This window comes from Bacteroidota bacterium (assembly GCA_020161395.1).
GTDB lineage: Bacteria > Bacteroidota > Ignavibacteria > Ignavibacteriales > Ignavibacteriaceae > UTCHB3.
On the sequence record JAIUOE010000008.1, the window covers coordinates 55,522 to 74,327 of the forward strand.

At 44.7% G+C, this 18,806-nt stretch carries 11 protein-coding genes; all 11 read right to left on the reverse strand.

Features of this window, described 5'->3' with window-relative positions; translation table 11 throughout:
* Nucleotides 1-56: 56 nt before the first annotated feature.
* The 11 genes from LCH52_12785 to rpmB all read right to left on the reverse strand — a co-directional run bounded on the left by LCH52_12785 (nucleotide 57) and on the right by rpmB (nucleotide 18,761).
* Nucleotides 57-1,091: a DUF1624 domain-containing protein gene (locus tag LCH52_12785; protein ID MCA0389358.1), complete on the reverse strand. Its 1,035-nt coding sequence runs from the start codon at nucleotides 1,089-1,091 to the stop codon at nucleotides 57-59.
* Between the two features lie 69 nt (nucleotides 1,092-1,160).
* A complete protein-coding gene (locus LCH52_12790; GenBank protein MCA0389359.1) occupies nucleotides 1,161-3,293 on the reverse strand; it encodes a T9SS type A sorting domain-containing protein in 2,133 nt (710 codons plus the stop codon).
* A gap of 11 nt (nucleotides 3,294-3,304) precedes the next feature.
* Nucleotides 3,305-6,535 carry a T9SS type A sorting domain-containing protein gene (locus LCH52_12795; GenBank protein ID MCA0389360.1) on the reverse strand — a complete coding sequence of 1,077 codons (3,231 nt, stop codon included), beginning with the start codon at nucleotides 6,533-6,535 and terminating at the stop codon, nucleotides 3,305-3,307.
* 178 nt (nucleotides 6,536-6,713) lie between these two features.
* On the reverse strand, nucleotides 6,714-8,822 hold the full coding sequence (locus LCH52_12800) for a T9SS type A sorting domain-containing protein (GenBank protein MCA0389361.1): 2,109 nt from the start codon (nucleotides 8,820-8,822) through the stop codon (nucleotides 6,714-6,716).
* 9 nt (nucleotides 8,823-8,831) lie between these two features.
* Entirely contained in the window at nucleotides 8,832-12,170 is a 3,339-nt protein-coding gene (locus tag LCH52_12805) for a T9SS type A sorting domain-containing protein (GenBank protein ID MCA0389362.1), read from the reverse strand.
* Between the two features lie 86 nt (nucleotides 12,171-12,256).
* Nucleotides 12,257-14,383, reverse strand: coding sequence for a T9SS type A sorting domain-containing protein (locus tag LCH52_12810; GenBank protein MCA0389363.1), 2,127 nt, complete (start codon nucleotides 14,381-14,383; stop codon nucleotides 12,257-12,259).
* Nucleotides 14,384-14,500: 117 nt separating this feature from the next.
* Nucleotides 14,501-16,918, reverse strand: coding sequence for a cytochrome c biogenesis protein CcsA (gene ccsA / locus LCH52_12815; GenBank protein ID MCA0389364.1), 2,418 nt, complete (start codon nucleotides 16,916-16,918; stop codon nucleotides 14,501-14,503).
* 39 nt (nucleotides 16,919-16,957) lie between these two features.
* Nucleotides 16,958-17,392 (reverse strand): cytochrome c maturation protein CcmE, encoded by a 435-nt coding sequence (locus tag LCH52_12820; protein MCA0389365.1) that lies wholly within the window; start codon nucleotides 17,390-17,392, stop codon nucleotides 16,958-16,960.
* 1 nt (nucleotide 17,393) lies between these two features.
* Nucleotides 17,394-17,528: a CcmD family protein gene (locus LCH52_12825; GenBank protein ID MCA0389366.1), complete on the reverse strand. Its 135-nt coding sequence runs from the start codon at nucleotides 17,526-17,528 to the stop codon at nucleotides 17,394-17,396.
* A gap of 12 nt (nucleotides 17,529-17,540) precedes the next feature.
* The gene (locus LCH52_12830; protein ID MCA0389367.1) at nucleotides 17,541-18,263 is read right to left on the reverse strand and encodes a cytochrome c biogenesis protein; all 723 of its coding nucleotides are present in this window, start codon (nucleotides 18,261-18,263) and stop codon (nucleotides 17,541-17,543) included.
* A gap of 258 nt (nucleotides 18,264-18,521) precedes the next feature.
* Complete coding sequence (rpmB, locus tag LCH52_12835; protein MCA0389368.1) at nucleotides 18,522-18,761, reverse strand: 50S ribosomal protein L28; 240 nt, start codon at nucleotides 18,759-18,761, stop codon at nucleotides 18,522-18,524.
* Between the last annotated feature and the right edge of the window lie 45 nt (nucleotides 18,762-18,806).

Consider the following 18,806-nt stretch of genomic DNA (forward strand, 5'->3'; position numbering starts at 1 on the left):
ATCCCGTGGCAAGAGAAGAAACGGTCAAAAGTACACCATTAAAATAATCATATTATTCAAATAAACAAGGAACGAAGACGGGTACGGTTTTCGTAAGCCATTATTAAAATGGAGGTAACAAAAACAACCGCCACGAGGGCAATATAAGAGTCCCTCAAACCAACACTTCTGTAAACGCCACTTCCCAGGTTGCCGATAATTACCCACTGCACCACATATGCGAGGGTTACATTTCTGCCAATCAATGCAAAATATTCGAGGAAGGCGTTCTCTTTTGCGTGTTTTACCGCCTCGTTTATCAGAATGGCAAATCCCGCGGTAAAAGCGAGTGCCCAGGCGGAGTATTCAATTCCGTGATGGTAGTAGCTCCGAAGAGCGGCTGCTGTTTCAATTCCGTATTCAATGGTCAGGGAAACAAACACTGCCCACACTGCGATGAGGAACCACGAGACTTTATTTGTGAGATATTTTTCGGCAAACTCACTTTTAATGAGGAGGTATGCAGCATAACCAAAAAGGGGATATGCAGCCCAGGGAAACAGTGGGAAATACGACCACGGGGCAATTCCGCCCAACACCGAGGCAAAATATGCCATGGTTTTACTCCCACCGTTCAACCAGGAATTGACGGAAGGTGTAAGGAGGAGTACGACAATCGCGAGACCGGAGGGAATCAGAAAATTGATATCAAGAATCTTTTTCAATAGTCCAATAAAGACAGTAGTTACACCGGCGAGAACGAGAATATCTATTCCAAAAATGAAGTCGAGCGGGTTTACGGTGGATTGTCCTGTTGCGATATGGTAGAGGAGATGGGCATTAATGGCAATATTTAGAGCAATTCCACCTGCGATAAGTTTCAGTCCGCGCAAAACCGTGTGTTGCAGATTTTTGGAGGAAGCAGCAAGAAAATAACCCATTACTGTCATGAAAACAGGGGCAGCAGGTGGTCCCCCGAGGAAGAGGGATATCTTTCCGATCCAACTGTTATATATCGAAGTATCAGCAATAACCTCGGTAATGTGAACCTGAATCATAAAAAGAACCGCAAGCCCCTTTAGCACATCAGCAGTAATAGATCTTTCTTTCATTCTTCTTTCCATATATCCGTATGTAAAAGTGTTTGACAGTCGATATGGTTAACGGGTTTAAGCATCAGGTCATTTCAAAAGTACCATCTTACCGGTAAGAACTTTCCCGCCGGCTTTGACCCGGTAGAAATAAACGCCTGATTCGAGCCCGGCTGCATCGAAATTGAATCTGTTCTCACCCTTGCTGCCTTTGATGTCGTTCGAAAAGATGAGAGAACCAAGGGACGAGAAAACCTCCAGCCGGCAGTTGAAATCTTCAGGTAGTGTAAAATGTATTACAGTTGAACCGTTGAATGGGTTCGGGTAGTTGCCGAGTGTGAAAGCAACGGGCATTTCAGAGTTTGCTGTTTCATCTTTGACATCTGTAAAGATAAAGGGTCGTTCACCTTTGAAAACTTCTCCCGAACCGGTGCAGACGATATAAGACAAATCGGACATAAGCGCGACTGCTGTAAAGTCTGAGCTGGTTCCAAGGTTTATTTCCTGCCATGATTCACCGTCATTTGTCGTGGCGAGCATTTTCCCTCCATTTCCGACAACAAGGGATTTCCCGTCAATGCTGTTGGAAGCGGCGTTCAGAGTGATTCCGGGTTGGTCATACTTCAGGGTAAAGCCAAAACCACCTGATGAGGAGAATGCAATTTTACCATCTCCGAATGCCATGTAGCCTCGTTCACCAATGTTTGCGCCCACCGGCATGGCGTTAGTGCTTACATAACTCGATGAAAGACCGGTTCCGCCATTATTGCTCACAAGAATATCACCGTAGGCACCTTGAGAAATCCACATTCTGCCTGTCTTGTCAGCATAAATATCCCATACAGACCAGGATTCGAAAATCTGAAGCTGGCTCCAGGTATAACCGCCGTCATTGGTTTTATAGAGTCTTCCCCGTGGCAGACCCGGCGGAGTCGGGTAAAGATAATAGCTAAGGCAATAGCCATTCAAAGAATCTAAAAAGAGCATATCTCTGAAATAGCCATCAATATTTGTTTTTGTGGTCCAGACTTTACCGCTGTCGCGGCTCATCCAGGCTGACAATTCGGTGATGTATAATTTTTCAGGAGAAAGTGCCTGAAGGCTTCTAAGCCGGGTACCCCGCTTTGCAAATCTCCAGTTGGCACCGGCGTCAGTGGTGACAAAAACATCCGATTCTGAATAGTAATACTGGGCATCAAAGTCGGATACAATCCCGACTTTATCACCGGCAAATTTTAAGAGTCTCAAATTCTTCCCCTTTAACAGGAGAATCAGAGGAGTCCAGTTGTTACCGCTTCCATATGCTTTCGAGAGATTTGGTCCGGAACCTGCAACGAAAAACATTTTGTCCGCTGTTCTGAAAGCCGCGTTGTATCTTGCTTCAAGTGGAGCCTGATCGCCAAATCTGTCGAAGCCAAGTCTGTCTGGCTTCATAATGACCATACTTAGAGCTCCGCGATCATCTGCATATACAACGGTATCCCTTCCATAATTCCAGGCAGCAATAACTGTATCTCCCTTCATGTAGTAGGTCTCATCTCCGTATTTCCAGTCAATTCCCCCGTTTGTGGAAGCAACAACCTGTCCCTCCCGTCCGAAAACGAATATACCGTCGAGACCATGGAGGGTAATCACACCGAAATCACAAGGTGCACTTGCTCCCGGAACTCTTGCCCAGGTGGCACCGGCATCGAGAGTACGCAGGATAATTCCGTTATCGCAGGCAGCCCACCCTGTTTGCTGACTTGCAAATTTGATTGAATTGATGTTAAATTGTGTTGGATTCATGGCAGTCCATGAGCTTCCGCCATCGGTTGATTTGATGATCTTACCGGCTTTACCGCAGGCGAAAAGGATGGATGAATTGATCGAAGTGAAGTCAAGGAGATCGACTGTGGTGCCTGAATTAACCGGAGACCATGTATCTCCAAAATCGGATGATTTTGTCATGGCGCCACCATTTCCGCACGCAAAAATTAATGAGGGGGCAGGGGAGTAAAGTTTATTAATTCCCGCAGGTACATTTCCTGTTACTGTAAGCCATGTCGTACCTCCATCGGTACTTTTTACAATTTTATTTTTATCTGTGGAGGCAATAATGAGCTGTCCGTCTGCAACAACCGATGTAAAAGCATTAATTTCCTGCATCGGCTGAGTTGGAGTCAGTTGAGCTTCAGCCAAAAAATATGATATTGACAGAATAAGGAGCAGATATTTTTTCATCGTCATTTTCCCTACTTTAACAGTACAAGTTTTTTAGTAAACACGGTTCCGCCGGCATTCAGGCGATACAGATAAACTCCGCTAACCATTCCGGAAGCATCCAGCGAAATCAGATGATTGCCTTCATCCAAAACACCATTATATATCGATAAAACCTTTTCACCGAGCAAATTGTAGAGATCAACCAACACTTGGGTTTCCGTTTTTAAGTAAATCGGGATAACCGTGGAGCCGTTGAAGGGATTCGGATAATTTTGGAAAAGTTGATGGCTTCCCGGGGTAGTACCGGTTTCATCACCGGCGAGGGAAGTATAAACAGTTGAGGTATCTCTTCCCACAAAAATATTGGACCCGCTGCCCGCAACAATGAGATTGCCGGTCGAAGTCAAATAGATTGCATTCTTTGAGTTGGTTCCCGGCAGAAGCTGGTATGAGAGTGCAGAACCATCCTTGGTGGATGTGAAAAGGGCGTTACCGAATGACAGAATTCTGAATCTTCCGGCGGAAACATCCGTCACCCGGGGAGTACCATTCAAGTGCAAATTCAGTTCACTCCAGTTTATGCCGCCATCGGTTGAGGTCAGTCCTGAACCCGATTCTGCAAGAATAATCAATTTATCGTTGAATTTAAATAGGGCTTTGTAGTTGTCACCTGTAAAGATCTCAATGTAGTCAAAATAGTATCCAAAATCTTCGGATCTGAACAATTTGCCATTATCTGAAGCTACAAGTACCACCCCTTCATTTTCTGCATGTATGGCATTCATATGACCGGAAGAGACCGGGATACTTGAAAGCAACCATGTCGCACCACCATCAGAGGTACGGGCTATAAGGCCATTGGAACCGCATAAATATCCGTCCATTGCATTGGGGAAAGTAACAGCTTTAATTATCGAGCCTGTTAGAATTGCCGGAGTCCTTTGCCATGAATTTCCATTGTCGGAAGAGGAAAGCAGGTCGCCTGTAGCCGAAGCAACAAAAACTGTATTTGAAAAAGGATTTACTGTACAATATTTTAGATCATCCGAAAAGGGGACGGACAGCACTTGCCATGATATTCCGAAATCAAAGGATTTTGAAATAAAACCGGAATTACCCACAGCAAACAGGATACCATTTGATGATTCAGTTATCGAATTAACAGTTGCTGAAACGGGAAGCTGGTACTGGTTGAATGCATAGATTTCCCTGCCGAGGAAAAATGTCACCCAACCCGTGAACTTACCCCAGCCAAATGCGTTTCTCCCGCGAACACGCCAGTGGTATGTTTTCTCCTCCTCGAGTCCGGTTACTCTAAACCATGTTGAGTCGATTCCGGTTTGCGAGACGACAATATTGGAAGTATCACCTTTTGCTATCTCAATTTGGTACTCACCGGTTGGAACCAGAACATTAGGCTCAGTCCAGTCAAGAGAAATATCCCTTCCTGATATGGTGGAGTTGCGATTTGGTGTGAGTCCGTAACAAATTGAAGGGGGTTCCTGCGAACTTCTTCGCGAAATGAACAATAACTCACCGGCATCGCCCACTCCGAGCGAATAATCAATGTTGTAATAGTCAAAATCATTCAAAGCCCTCGGTCCACCGGCGAGGAGATATTCGAAACGGGATTCGAGTGGATAGACCGGTACAATGGAGCCGTAATAAGTGTCGATTATGTAGCCGGAAGTTGAATCGTTATCTATCAGTTCAAAGATGCCCCTGAAATCGGCGTCAAAAATAAGGGGCAACACCTGATGATGAAACCGTAACTTCGTGCTACCTGAGATCTGGTATGAAGCAACTCCCGGCAGAATTGAGACATCGCCACGGGGCAAACTGGCAGAACCATATGAAGTCCAGCTTTTTCCGCCATTTGTTGTGTAAAAACTGCTTTTTGTTGCACCAATATATCCGGTATTCCGGTCCCAAAATTTGACTTTATAGAGTTGCCCGGAAGATGATGTATTGAGATTCAGCGGAACAAGATTTGCAGGATTCGAGATGGTGGCAGTATAAACCTTGCTTTCGGTGGTAATAAAGAGGGAATCGACTTTTTTGTATTCAATACCTGTAATTTTTTCACTGATACTGGTTTTTATCAGAGTCCAGGAAGAACCCCCATTTGTGGACTTAAGAATCGAACCTCCATCGCAACCGGCAAAAATTAGTGAAGCATCCTTAAATGTTATATCTGTGATTGCCGGATAGATGTTGTTGCCGGTCGTGGATTCCCAAGTTAAACCCATGTCCGATGATTTGAAAATAATGCCATCATAACTTCCAACCAGAGTGAGACCGGGGTTAACAATTTTTACGGCAGAGAGCCTGAGGTTGCCCGGCAGTTTGCTGTTTCTGACGCTGTGGAGTTTACCGGGATTCCGTTGTTGCATCATTGCGCACCCCTGATCAACATCATAGATCCCTACAAGAACCAGTCCATTAAATGATTCATAGACGCCAGAAACATTTCGCTGTTCAGGAAAGCCTGAATAAACCCAAATTCCCGAACCGGGTACCGAGATTTTGACACCCTGTGTCCTGTCAGCAGCCCATATCTCATTGTCTGAAGGAAACGCGAATCTTTTTACATCGGGACCAGTCCCGAGGTATTCCTGCTGCAAAATTTGACCATCGAGACCGGTTATATACCATCTGTTTGCAGCCGTGCTTATATACACTTTCCCGTTCATTATTTTCATAAAATTGGGGGTGCTGATTGAGTCACTAAACAGGATTTTTCTCCAGGTGGCTCCTTTGTCGGGAGAGAGGATGAATCCCGATCCGCTTCCGTAACCGATGGTATAATTGCCGTAAACTTTTAACCTGCTGTTTAATCCAGCCGAATCATTGGGAAGAACCGTCCAATTGGAGCCACCATCAACCGTAAGACGGGTTGCTCCATCAGTGGTTGTGGAAACTCCCCTTAGACGGTCATAAAACACAACAGAGGCAATATCACCTGTAATTCCTCTGGCATCGTCAATGATACTCCAGCTTTGTGCACCATTGTAAGTGTAGATTATCTTTTTATTGACAGAGATATAGAGAAGTGTGTCGGAGGAAAACATTATAAGGTCTCCATCCCGATCCTGCCCTGAGAGTTCGTTTTTGGTTGTCCATGTTCGTCCTCCGTCGGTTGTTAATGCCAGGGGGATGCCGTATGAACCTGAAATCATAAATCCCCTCAAACTGTCGATGAAACTCATGTCGGAGATCATTTCGAAGGGAGTGGAGACCCAGCTCTCATTAATATACACCTCCGTTTGTTCCACCTTGAACTTTTGAGTGTGGACCAAAACAGGCAGAAGAATCAGGCATAAGAGGGAGCGTAAGAAATGACTGTCCCCCGGTAACTTTCCCGGTTTTGTCTTAATGGCTGAACCGGATAATTTAAAGATTAATCTGAGATTCATACTTAGCCTTTTTGTGATTGCATTATTTTAAAAGTACCATCTTCCCGGTAAGAACTTTCCCGCCGGCTGTGACACGGTAGAAATAAACACCCGAGTCAAGCCCGGCTGCATCGAAATTGAATCTGTTCTCACCCTTGCTGCCTTTGATGTCGTTCGAAAAGATGAGTGATCCGAGTGACGAGAAAACCTCCAGCCGGCAGTTGAAATCTTCTGGTAGTGTAAAATGTATTACAGTTGAGCCATTAAATGGGTTCGGGTAGTTGCCGAGTGTGAAAGCAGAAGGTATCTCAAAGATTGATTTTTCGTCGTCTGTCGAAACAAGGGAACCGCCTGTATCGCCACGATACAAACCACCGGACCTGGTGGATATCAAAAATTGTCCGGAATTAATAAATTTAACAACCGTAAAATGGAATTTATTCCCTGTTTCCTTTTTTTGCCAGGTGTTACCCGAATCAGCAGAAACAAATAGGCAACCCGAATCTCCTGCCGCGATGATATTTGCACCGATCGAGGAAATGGTGTTGAAACGAAGAGTTGTGTCAACAAAAACGGTTTGCCATGAGGCGGCATTGTCGGTTGATTTCATTATATAGCCGGACCTTGTGACGAGGACACCTGAATTACTGCCGAACCGTGTATAGGAGGATATCAACGGTGTGACCTGAGGTTGCAGAATCCAGTTGGTTCCTCCGTTCGTGGTTACATAAAATTGCATACTGTCGCGCAAAACCCAACCATTTTGTTGAGAAATAAAGTTAAGATGGGTCAGCCTGCCACCGGTCAGATTGATTTGAGTGTTTACAGATCCACCGGTACGCTTGTATAATTTGCTGAATGCATTCTGTCTGGGCTTTTCCAGCGTGTCGGTTGATATGAAATAACCATCATTCCGGGAGAATGACTGCTCTGAAATAATAATTCCAGAGTTCAACGACAACATTGAAGACCAGGTATTGCCGTTGTCAGAGGAATAATCGATAGCTTTCTCCCGCACTCTGTAACCTGTATTATTGCCCGGAAAATAGCAGGAACCAACCCACTTATCGTCATAGACATAGAACCATGAATTACCGGAATTAGTGGTTCTTGCGATTCTTCCTCTTTTCTCTCCGGGAGCATTTCCGCTGACAGTCCAGTCTGTTTCACTGTTAATCATAATTGTATGGGGTGGGCGGTCGGCAAAAGAGACTATTGTACTTTTCCAATTTGAGTACCCCGGATCGCCATAGATCAGGTCAGGTCCCTTTGAAATAAGATACATCCTGGAACCCTTGAGCCACATGCCTGTATAATTTCTGTTACCACTGATGTTATACTCATCGAGTATGTAAGCAGAACCAGCATACTGGATCAAAAAGTCACGATTTCGTTCGAGACAGCCAAATATTCTACCCGGTTCCACTTCCATTGCTCCGGCGAAGGAATTGTCAAGAATTAATTTTCTGGAGGTATAAGTAAGTCCACCATTATTTGAGAAGATAATCGTAAAGTCTTTTGAAATAAAGAGACGATTCTGTCCAAGGACAAATGCAGCTTTAATCGGGGAACCGGAATAGGGGAGAAAATAGTTGGTCCAGGTAAGACCCCCGTCTGTAGTTGAAAGCACTCCGCCGTGCTCCTTGAGTGCAAAGCCTCTGTTATAGTCGGAAAAGACAACTTTCTCGAGATTGTCGATACCCAACCGGAGCACATTCCAGGAGGAGCCCATATCCTCACTTTTGGCGAAAAAGCCGTTTTCACCAGTGATAACAAGAGTTGAAGGGGAAAGAGACTGTATAAATGAGAGTTTTTGCCCCGGATAATCTGTGAGCGAGAGGTCGATCCAGGTCAGACCCCTGTCTATCGAGTATGCCACCATACCCTGATAGCCACATACAAAAACGGTGCCATTTCTTGAAATACCAAGGTTGGTGATTCCTCTGTTACCCGGAACAGGAATGTTTTGTAGAGTCTTCCCGCTGTCGGTTGATTTGTACAGTTCCCCGTTGCTTCCAACTACAAAACCTGTGGAAGCATCGAAAAAATCGACAACAATAAATGATTCAACTTCATTAAATTTAAAAACATTCTGAAGCTGCGAGCGGTTGGTCGTGAAAAGTAAAATCAGAAAAATAAAAAAATATTTCATTGCGTCCCCCTATTTCAGAATTAACATTTTACTGGTTAGAACGACCCCATTTCCCCGCAATCGATAAAGATAGATACCACTTGCGAGTTCACCGGAGTTAAAATGCTCGCGGTAAGTCCCTTTTTCGAACCATCCCTCGTGAAGTGTTGCTACCTTTTCACCCATTGTATTAAAAACCTCAAGCACATAAGAACCCGGAGAGGCGATGGTAAACCCGATCACAGTGGAAGCGTTGAAAGGATTCGGGTAATTCTGTGACAAAGTGAAATGAGTAACTGTGGAACCAACTTCAATTCCGGTGGGATTACCCGAGTTCAGCGGGACAAGGAACAATTTATTGTACCTGGCGGAGATGAGTATGGTTTGTCCGGAAATTTCCACCCCCATAGGTCTGGAGCCTTCTGGCAGTTTACTGTATCTCCATGGATCAGTTGGGGATAAAGATGTGTATATACCACCGAGTGAATCGACGACGACACTTACGCCATTTCTTGTTACCATATCCCGGATAGGAGTACGAATCTCAAAATATTCGTGTTTCCAGGTATAGCCCATGTCGGTGGATGTTCTTCTTTCTCCGTTTTTGTTGAGAATCACGATGGTGCCGTCACGGGCAAAGCTCACCTTTTTGAAAACTTCCTGTTGTGACATTCCAATGTATCGGAATGTCTGTCCTCCGTCATCTGACAGGGTTACATTACCGTATTCACCGACTGCTGCAATTTTATCGCTTCCCATCGTTGAAGCACTCAAGAGGTTTCCATAACTTGGAGCGAACCATATTCTCGTCCATGATGCCGGGCCAGAACCTGCCTGGAAGATGCTGCCATAATAACCGGTACCGAACAACTTGTTTGGTTGAAGTGGAGCCAGTGAAGTGATCATGGTACTGCCAAACGGGGCTTCTTTTCGTATCCAGGAATAACCTCTGTTTGTCGAGTAGGCAATAAAGTTGCCGTTTGTCAGGTAGAACACATTCCCATTACCCGGGTCATGATAAAATCGGAGAATGGGGAATGTTGTGCCCGAGGTAACCGTTGTCCAGTTTATAGGGAGCTGGTCGGTTCGTGCGATTTCACCCCTGCTGTTACCCACCATCAATCTTCCATCGGGAAGGATAATGGATGCGGTAAGATCGGCAACCAGGGGAGTCTGGTAGGCAACTGCCTCGAGAGCAATGGTTGAAGATTTGAAACTGTACCATGGGTTGAAACTGCCCCAGCCATATTTATTTGCCGCTCTTACTCTCCAGAAATAGAGAGATGAATCGGCGGTAAGAGTCACTCTGCATGATGTGGAATCGAACCCGGTGATGTTTTCAACGATATTTGAAGTGTCACCGAGAGCAAGTTGAAAATGATACTCCGTTACAGGGGCGACCGTCCATGGTTCCTCCCATCTGAACAAAAGGTTATGGAATTCATAGGGAGAGCCGTCAACCGGGTAGTTTCTTAGTATCGTTGTAGGCGGAGGTGAATCAGTTGAGCGTGAAAATTTCCAGTATTTCCCGTTTTCACTCAGCAGAAAGATGTTATTTTCTCCCGCAGCTACAATCTGTTTTTTCTCAATATTGGGTCCGAGATAAATATCCTTCCAATTTATTTTGCTTCCCCGGTTGAATATAAGATGATTCTGATTACCCGTCAGAGCGATGAATCCGCCCTGAGATTGATCCACCAGTGTCGGCGCACTCGTTATACCTATATATCGCCACGCCGACTCTTCATACCATGCCGTAACTCCGTCCGAGGAATTATGCAGGAGCCCCAGAGTACCGGGGTCGAGGGTAAAGATTCTTCCGGGAAATGATTGTTTCTGCCAGGTGGCACCTCTGTCGGTTGTTATAAGCGCGTCGCTTGTAGTATTACTTGTCGGGTAAGTGGCAGAGCCATTATAACTGTCATAGAAATTGAGGTTCTGAAAGGTTCCTCCCGAGAGTCCGGTGTAAACAGGAGTAATCTGCTGCCATGAAGGAGTCGTCATATAGAGGGAATCTTCGGTGCAGAAAAAGATTGTATCTCTTCCCGCAAATGCAGCCCGTTTTATTGAACCTCTGAAGGCAGAGCTTATTGTTTGCCATGAGTTACCCTCGTCATTGGATTCCAAAATATCGCCTCCTTCACAAATCGCAATAATTTCCGAATCGCTTTTTCGTGCAAAACTTGTAATGGTAGCCATCAGTACGGGGACAGATGTTTCAATCCAGGAATCGCCTCCGTCGGTGGTTTTCAATATGGCATTTTTGGAAGTGGCGGCAAATCCCTTCGAATCGTTGATAAAATAGAGGCATGAGGCGAAAACATTCCCCGGCAGTTTGTATTGTTCAACTTTCAGATCGTGAAGCCCCTCTCTGTGGATAACCATTACAGCGGGATGGAACGGTGAGTAATTCGAACCCAAAACGAATTTATCCCATGTTGTTACCGTAAATTGATTCATAAATCTGTGTCGAAAATTGAGGGGAAGATAGGTGGCAGTTGAATCGGTAACTGAATAGCGGGCAATTCCGGCGGTGTAGTAGTTTATGTCGTTATCCAGACACCAGATTTCTGAATCACTTACAAAAGAATATCCGTAGGCTTGAGCATTTCCGGGAGAAGTGAGCCTTTTGAGTATTTCACCACCCGGAGAAACATGGTATACGACACCATTGTAAGTGCCGATGATGAAACCTGCCTCCCCTTTTGCGATAAAGGTATAATCAAAGATGGTTGACGGAAGTTCTGTCCTGTTCCATGAGATTCCGTTATTGGTTGAGAATAAAATGGCTGCAGGAAGCGGGTACTGGGGATCTTCGGTTACGAAAAGATACCCGTTATTGTAAAACAAGGTTGGCTTTACATCCCTGTACTGCCAGGGAACCTGAAGCCATGAGATACCGAGGTCTGAGGATATCAGCAGTTCATTATTCGAAGTGAAATTTACAGCATACCGGTGATTGAAAAAGAGGCCGTTGTTGAACTTTTCACCCGCCCATAGTGTGGCTGCCAGAGACCATGATTCGCCACCGTTGTAACTGTGATAGACAAACTGGCTGTCGCGAATGGCAACTATTGAATCCCTTCCTATAGAGTACATCTTCATTATTTGATCGAGTTGCACTGAAGTTTTTCCATCTTTCCAGGTTCCTCCGCCATCTGTGGTGAGTCCGTAGAACGGTGTTTGGGCAATGAAGGATATGCCATTCAATGAATCGCTGAAGTGTATTTCACCCGCACCTTTTCCATTATAGAAGCTCAAGGCGTTTGGGACAATTACTTCTGTCCTCTCTGCCTGTACGGGTTGAGCACTCATTTCGATGCTCAGAAAAGTTGCGAGGGCAGCAATTATAAAGAGTATGTATTTCATATAGACCTGCTAATATTCAAGTGTTTCAGATTTCCAAATTTAACACTTTCTACTGGAATTATAAAATTCAGTATGATGACTTCGCTCTACTTCAAAAGAATCATCTTACCGGTGAGGAATTTGCCTTCCGCCTTGACACGGTAGAAATAAACACCCGAGTCAAGCCCGGATGCATCAAAATTGAATCTGTTCTCTCCCTTGCTGCCTTTGATGTCGTTCGAAAAGATGAGAGAACCAAGGGACGAGAAAACCTCCAGCCGGCAGTTGAAATCTTCGGGTAGTGTAAAATGTATGACAGTTGAACCGTTGAAGGGATTCGGGTAGTTTCCGAGAGTGAAAGCAACGGGCACTTCGAAATTTTCATCTTCAATACCGGTGAAAATACCGGGGGGATCACCTTTGTAAAATTTTCCGGAGACTGTTCCGACCACATAGGAGAGATCGGGGAGAAGTGCAACCGAAGTCAGATGGTCAGTCATGCCGCTGTTCAATTGCTGCCAGGTCTCTCCCGAATCTGTCGTTGCGATAATCTTCCCGTCGTTCCCGACGACGATCGATTTCCCGTCAATGCTTTTTGATCCGCCATTTAGAATGGACCAGGGAGAACTGTAGGTTGTTGTCCAGCTTATACCGGCATCAGTAGTGAAAGAGATTGAGCCCGAGCTGAAGGCTATGTATCCCCGTTCAAAGGCAAGGCCCCCAACGACATTACCTCCATAGAGGTTATGATAGGCGTGAATATTGTACCCATGATCTTTACTCACCATAACCAGTGAACGGGTTCTGTCCCTGATCCATACAAGACCCCCGCTTCCCACAAGAATCTCATTGTACCAGTATTCGCTGGTTTGCCTGATCAGTGTCCAGGAAGTGCCTCCGTTAGTGGACCGGTAAAGCCGGGATTTTATGTCGTAAGGTCCGGGGAATTCAACATAATTGATCAGATATACATTATTGGAGTCCAGAAAAATAACATCACTGAGATAGGTTCCTGCGGAATATTGCCTTTGCCAGGTTTTTCCGCTGTCCCCGCTGAACCAGAGAGCAAAGTCGATCATTGTTAACCTCTGCGGCGAGATGGGATGAACATTCAACAACGGACGGACATCAGCAGATTGCTTCCATCTTTGTCCACCATCAGTGGTAGTGAATACGAACCCCCTGGTCCAGAATGATACATCCGGTATTTTACCACAGGCGATGCCGACATTGGCATCAGCAAACCGCATATTCCACAGCTCGATCCCTTTTGTTGTCAACAGCAGTTGTTCCCATCCAGCGCTTTTATTGTATGCTCTCGCAATTGAGGGACCAACCCCGGTGACATAGAACCAGTCGTCCATGGTCTTAAAAGCGGCAAGATATTTTCGGGGTGGAGGTGTTTGGCCGCCGTATTTTTTACAGAAAATGGTATCGGGCTGTATGACGCAGAGAACAATCGAACCGCCATCATCAGCGAAGAGAACCGAATCCCTGCTCTTGTGCCAGGCGGCGATAACGGTATCTCCGGACATATAATATGCCTGCACTTCATTTTTCCAATCGAGACCGCCATTCGTGGAGGCAAGCACCATACCGTTCCTCCCAAAAACAGTGACCATGGTATCGGAATGGAGAGCGAGCACAGCCATATCGAATCCGGATGTGGCGACTTGTAATGCAGACCAGGAATTACCGCCGTCGGTTGTTCCGAGCAGTTTGGCATTATCTCCTGCCACCCACCCTTTCATCTGGTTTGAGAAACTTATGTCGTTCAGATTATTGATGCCGTGGGTCGTAACATTCCAAGTCACGCCATTGTCCGTTGACCTGATCACTGTTCCTCCCGTACCGCACGCGAGAATGGTAGTTGAATTGAGTGTCGTAATCGAGAGGAGGTTGGCGGAAGTGCCGGTGGCAAGTTGGAACCACGAAAGGCCGTTGTCTGTTGAGCGGATAACTTTACCGTTTTCGCCGCAGCCAAATATCAGCGAATTGCCGGCAACGGTCAGTTTGTTTATCCCCGTAAGGAGAGGGTTGCTTATTTCATCCCATGTCACACCGGAGTCAGTGCTGGTAAGGAGTATGTTCTGACCTGTAGCAGCCAGAATTCTGTTGTTTGAGACGACGATTGCCCGAATGGCATCGATATCCTGAAACCTCTGCAGAGGTGTGAGTTGTGCGTCAAGGCAGAGGGTTAAAAATACCAGCCAGGTAAAAACATATTTTTTCATTTTGCTTCCCGCAACAAAAAAAGTGGTTTGTTGATGGAACTTACAAATTTTATTGCAGAAAACAAAAAAGGCTACCCTTTTGAGGCAGCCTTTAATAATTATTTCAAGAAAAAAAGATCAGTGTTGAGCTTCTCTTAATCTTCTGACTGTTGATATGACAAAACCGAAAACCACAACCAGTACACCAGCCCAAACCAGATTGATCATTGGTTTGATGGATGCGTGGATGGTAAGAACTTCTTTTGGAGTTTTCTTTGCGGCATTACCATTTTTGTCAACCACGATCACGGTTGCTGTCCTGTCGCCGGGATTTACAGTTTTCAGGGTCAGGGTCACACCGAACTCCTCGATTATCACAGGGTCAGCCTGCATTTTGCCGGCAATTCTGGAGTAAAGGAGGTCTTTTTCCAGGGTTTTCCCGTCTTTCGATACGATTGCCCTGACGCCCATACTAAAATCAGCATCGGTTGACATGGCTGACATATCGGGTTTAATGAACTCCTTATATTTGATTTTCACGCCAGAGGTGGATATCTCTTTCCCTTCGGAAATGGTGATTCCTTCAGCGCCTGCATCCTGTGATCCGTCATCGAAGCCGACAGGAGCAACATAGAAATCGGAGAGAAGACCGTATTTCATATCAGGTTCCTTCATCAGGGACTGATTGAAATCGGCGATGTACATAACAGGTCTTACAACTGTAGTTGCCGAGCCCGATTTCACATCGAGTCTGCAATGATATTTGGTATGTCCGTTTTCCTGGAATGGTTCGAGACCTGCAAAAGTAACATCGTATCCGAGGACATTCGCTGTTTTTCCTTTTTCGAGGTCAATTTCCATTTCAGAACTGAAAGCAGAGGAACCGATAACTCCGAGAACAAAGAGAGCCAGACCGATATGAGCAACATAGGCACCGAGTTTGCTCTGGTTCCCTTTGATTACTCTAAACATCACTTCGGCATTTACCACGAGAGAGAATACAGCGGCAACAAGAAGAATAATCATCATAACCTTGTCAACCCCGCCGATGAAAATGGCAGCGGCACTGATGACAGCGGTGATTGCTCCGGTTCTTAACAGGTCTTTCTGGAGCATTCCTTTATCGGTGGTTTTCCACTTCAGGATGATGCTCAATCCGTTAATTACCAGAAGAATTATTCCAAGCGGCACATGCATCGTGTTGTAAAAATCAATTTCTACCTTCACTCCAAAGATTGGTGCCGAAGTTCCGACAAAGACTATAATGGCTGACATTCCGAGAGAGAAAGCTGCCATGAAAAGAGCAAGTTCTCTTGAGAGTGTTGATTCTTCGCCTGTTTTCGATATCCTGAGAAGTGATTTCAATCTGAAAAGCACCATGCTGAAACCGAGACCTGTGAAGAACACTACAAAAATTACGAGAAAAATATAAACAGCTTTTCCCGGTTCAGCAAAGGAGTGAACGGAGGAGTCACCGAGAATTCCGCTTCTTGTAAGGAATGTACTGTAAACAACCAGAACAAAAGTCAGAATAGAGAGAAGAATATTTGTAATAAGGTATCTTCCACTGTTCGGGTCTTTCTTTTGGGTTCTGATCTGAACAAGCATTGTGTGAATTGCGGCTACGCTGACAATCCATGGCACAAGACTTGAGTTTTCAACCGGATCCCATGCCCAGTAACCACCCCATCCGAGGACACCATAAGCCCAGTAGCCACCGAGCATAATGCCGAGACCGAGTATGCCTGCACATCCAAGAATCCAGGGAAGAGACTGTTTCACCCAGTCCTTGTAATCATTTTTTATCAGAGCCGAGATTGCAAAAGCAAAAGGAACTGTGGTTGCAGAGAATCCAGCAAAAAGAATCGGGGGATGAATCTGCATCCAGAAGTTCTGGAGGAGAGGATTCAGACCTTTTCCGTGAATCAGCACATCAGAAAGCTGATAACCTGCGCCTGTGAGATTCGCAATAAAATCTTTATCGACTTTAATATGTGTAGGGCTTCCGCCTTCATTTCCAAAAAGGAAATTCTGAACGAATCCCATCGCCTGCGCCTGTAGCAGGTTCATATCGAAGTATTTTAATTCAACAAACGGATTGTCACCCTGCCAGATGAGGGCAAATGGATTTTTCATCAGAGGGGAGACCATCATGAGGAGGAATGATGTGGCAAGTGTATAAACCATCATCACACGGGGCTCGAGGTCACCTCTTTTTTCAGTGTAAGATTGCAGTCCGATACCAATGAGAACAGTCATCAAAATCCAAAGCATGAAACTGCCTTCCTGTCCCGCCCAAAAAGTGGAGAGGAGCAAGCCGAGAGGAAGGTCGTCGTTGCTGTAGTTGAAAACATAATTGTATTGGTTTTGGTGGGTAAGAATGATATATAACAGTAAAGTTGAGGCAACAATTACCATCATTGACATAGCATGATATCCCAAACGGGCATATTTCAGGAATGTCACTTGTTCTCCTCTTCTGTAACCAAAGTAGAACATGGTCATCGAGAAGAGAGAGAATACCAGGGCGAGAGTAAGTACTATACTTCCTGCCATAGCGGGTCTCCTTTCACAGGGTTCATCAAAATTTAATTATCAGGAATCTTTTTTCTTCACACCGTCAGGGTGAGTGGCACCTTCCGGGGCACCTTCCTGATATTTTGAAGGACATTTGGTAAGGATGTCTTTCGCTTCAAAAACATCACCAACATATTTTCCGGTTACCACAACGCTGGTGGCGGATTCAAAATTGTTGGGGATTGCACCGCGATAGAGCACCTTCATTTCATTGCCCTGAGCGTCTTTCATGTAGAAAGTGAAAATCTTGTCTTTATAGACATAATTTTTCTCTTTCACCCAGGCACCCGTGGCACGGATCATTTTACCTGATTCCTTAACTTTTGCGAGGCTTTCTTCGTACCCGATACTGCTCTGGGTGAAGAAGTAGCCCATAAATGCGAGGAACACCACGATGATTGCTCCACCGATGACGAACCTGCCGTTTTTTTGCATAAATGTCTGGTCTGACATATTATTTCTCCTCGACTTCTTTTTTAAGTTCTTTTAATCTTTTGTCCAATGCATACAGGTAGGAGAAAATCCCTCCCCATGTAAGCATTACTATAATCAGTACGATATAAATTGCATTTTTTTCAAGAAATTCCATATCAAAAAATCCTTAGTAAAGTTTCTGTTTTTTAATCTTGTCGAGTAAAATCATGCTTCTGGAACCGACTCCCCACATCCAGGCATAAAGCATGCTGAAAGCTGTGAGTGAAATGTAGAAAACCACTTGCATGTTCTGATTCATTTTGAAGTTGATTACAGGACCGGCGTTGTCATCGTCAGCACTTCCGGGGTGAAGGCCTGCCATTATTCTCGGCATTATGAAAATGAAAAAAGGAACGGTAACGAACACAATCAGATTGTAAACTGCTGAAAGTGTAGCCCGCTTTTCTTCATTGTCGATTGCAGAGCGAAGGGCAAACAGGGCTCCATAGATGAGGAGGAGTGCGAAAATACTGGTCTCACGGGGATCCCAGTGCCAAAACGAACCCCATGCAAACTTTGCCCAGACGGATCCTGTTATCGTGGCGAGAATTACAAAAACCATTCCTATCTGGATCGAAGTGTAGGCTTTCATATCGTCTTCAATATTCTTCTTGCGAAGATATTTTATACTGTAAATGGTTGCCATCAAAAATGCAACCACCGACAGCCACGAGCTCGGTACATGGAAGAATATTATCTTGGCATTTTCACCAAGACCCATAATGAACGGGAATTCATACCATGCCGAGGGTTTTGCAACTATCGGAAATGTAATTCCTGCAACAATAACATAAGCCATGAGGAAAAACAGCAGGATTTGATACCACTTTGTATGTACGATACTCTTCATTTTATCTCGAAAAAATAAAAATATTCAGTCTAAAAAGGTAAGCTTTATTTTATAAAAGGTCAAATTAAAATTTCTTAAGATTAATTTGTTTTACGATGTATAATATAATGGAAAATCGGTAAGATTAAAATGCAATAAATATATGATAACAGCATTTATTATTTATGCCATTTTTTAGATTTAAATCCGTGAAGCAGTAAAACAAACAAAAAAGGCTGAACCTTGAGATTCAGCCTTTTAAAACTCTTGGAAGAGAAATTATCTTACAGCGATTTTTTTCTCTCTGACAAGCTGCGCGATAACAGCAGTGCCATTTTTTGCAATGGTTTTGATTGCTTTAGCGGTGAGCTTCACTGTAACAAACCTGTTAAGTTCCTGAACCCAAATTCTCTTTTTCTGGAGATTTGGAAGGAATCTTCTTTTGGTGTGATTGTGAGCGTGCGAAATGCTGCTGCCGTACTTTGGTTTTATTCCGGTAACCTGGCATGTTCTTGACATATCTATAGACTCCTGGCTCTTGCTCATAAAAATTGAAAAACAGTT

Bases quoted from the DNA above. Each gene is read 5' to 3' on its own strand.
- LCH52_12785 (MCA0389358.1), bottom strand. From the start codon at position 1,091: ATGAAAGAAAGATCTATTACTGCTGATGTGCTAAAGGGGCTTGCGGTT.
- LCH52_12790 (MCA0389359.1), bottom strand. From the start codon at position 3,293: ATGAAAAAATATCTGCTCCTTATTCTGTCAATATCATATTTTTTGGCT.
- LCH52_12800 (MCA0389361.1), bottom strand. From the start codon at position 8,822: ATGAAATATTTTTTTATTTTTCTGATTTTACTTTTCACGACCAACCGC.
- LCH52_12805 (MCA0389362.1), bottom strand. From the start codon at position 12,170: ATGAAATACATACTCTTTATAATTGCTGCCCTCGCAACTTTTCTGAGC.
- LCH52_12810 (MCA0389363.1), bottom strand. From the start codon at position 14,383: ATGAAAAAATATGTTTTTACCTGGCTGGTATTTTTAACCCTCTGCCTT.
- ccsA (MCA0389364.1), bottom strand. From the start codon at position 16,918: ATGGCAGGAAGTATAGTACTTACTCTCGCCCTGGTATTCTCTCTCTTC.
- LCH52_12820 (MCA0389365.1), bottom strand. From the start codon at position 17,392: ATGTCAGACCAGACATTTATGCAAAAAAACGGCAGGTTCGTCATCGGT.
- LCH52_12825 (MCA0389366.1), bottom strand. From the start codon at position 17,528: ATGGAATTTCTTGAAAAAAATGCAATTTATATCGTACTGATTATAGTA.
- LCH52_12830 (MCA0389367.1), bottom strand. From the start codon at position 18,263: ATGAAGAGTATCGTACATACAAAGTGGTATCAAATCCTGCTGTTTTTC.
- rpmB (MCA0389368.1), bottom strand. From the start codon at position 18,761: ATGTCAAGAACATGCCAGGTTACCGGAATAAAACCAAAGTACGGCAGC.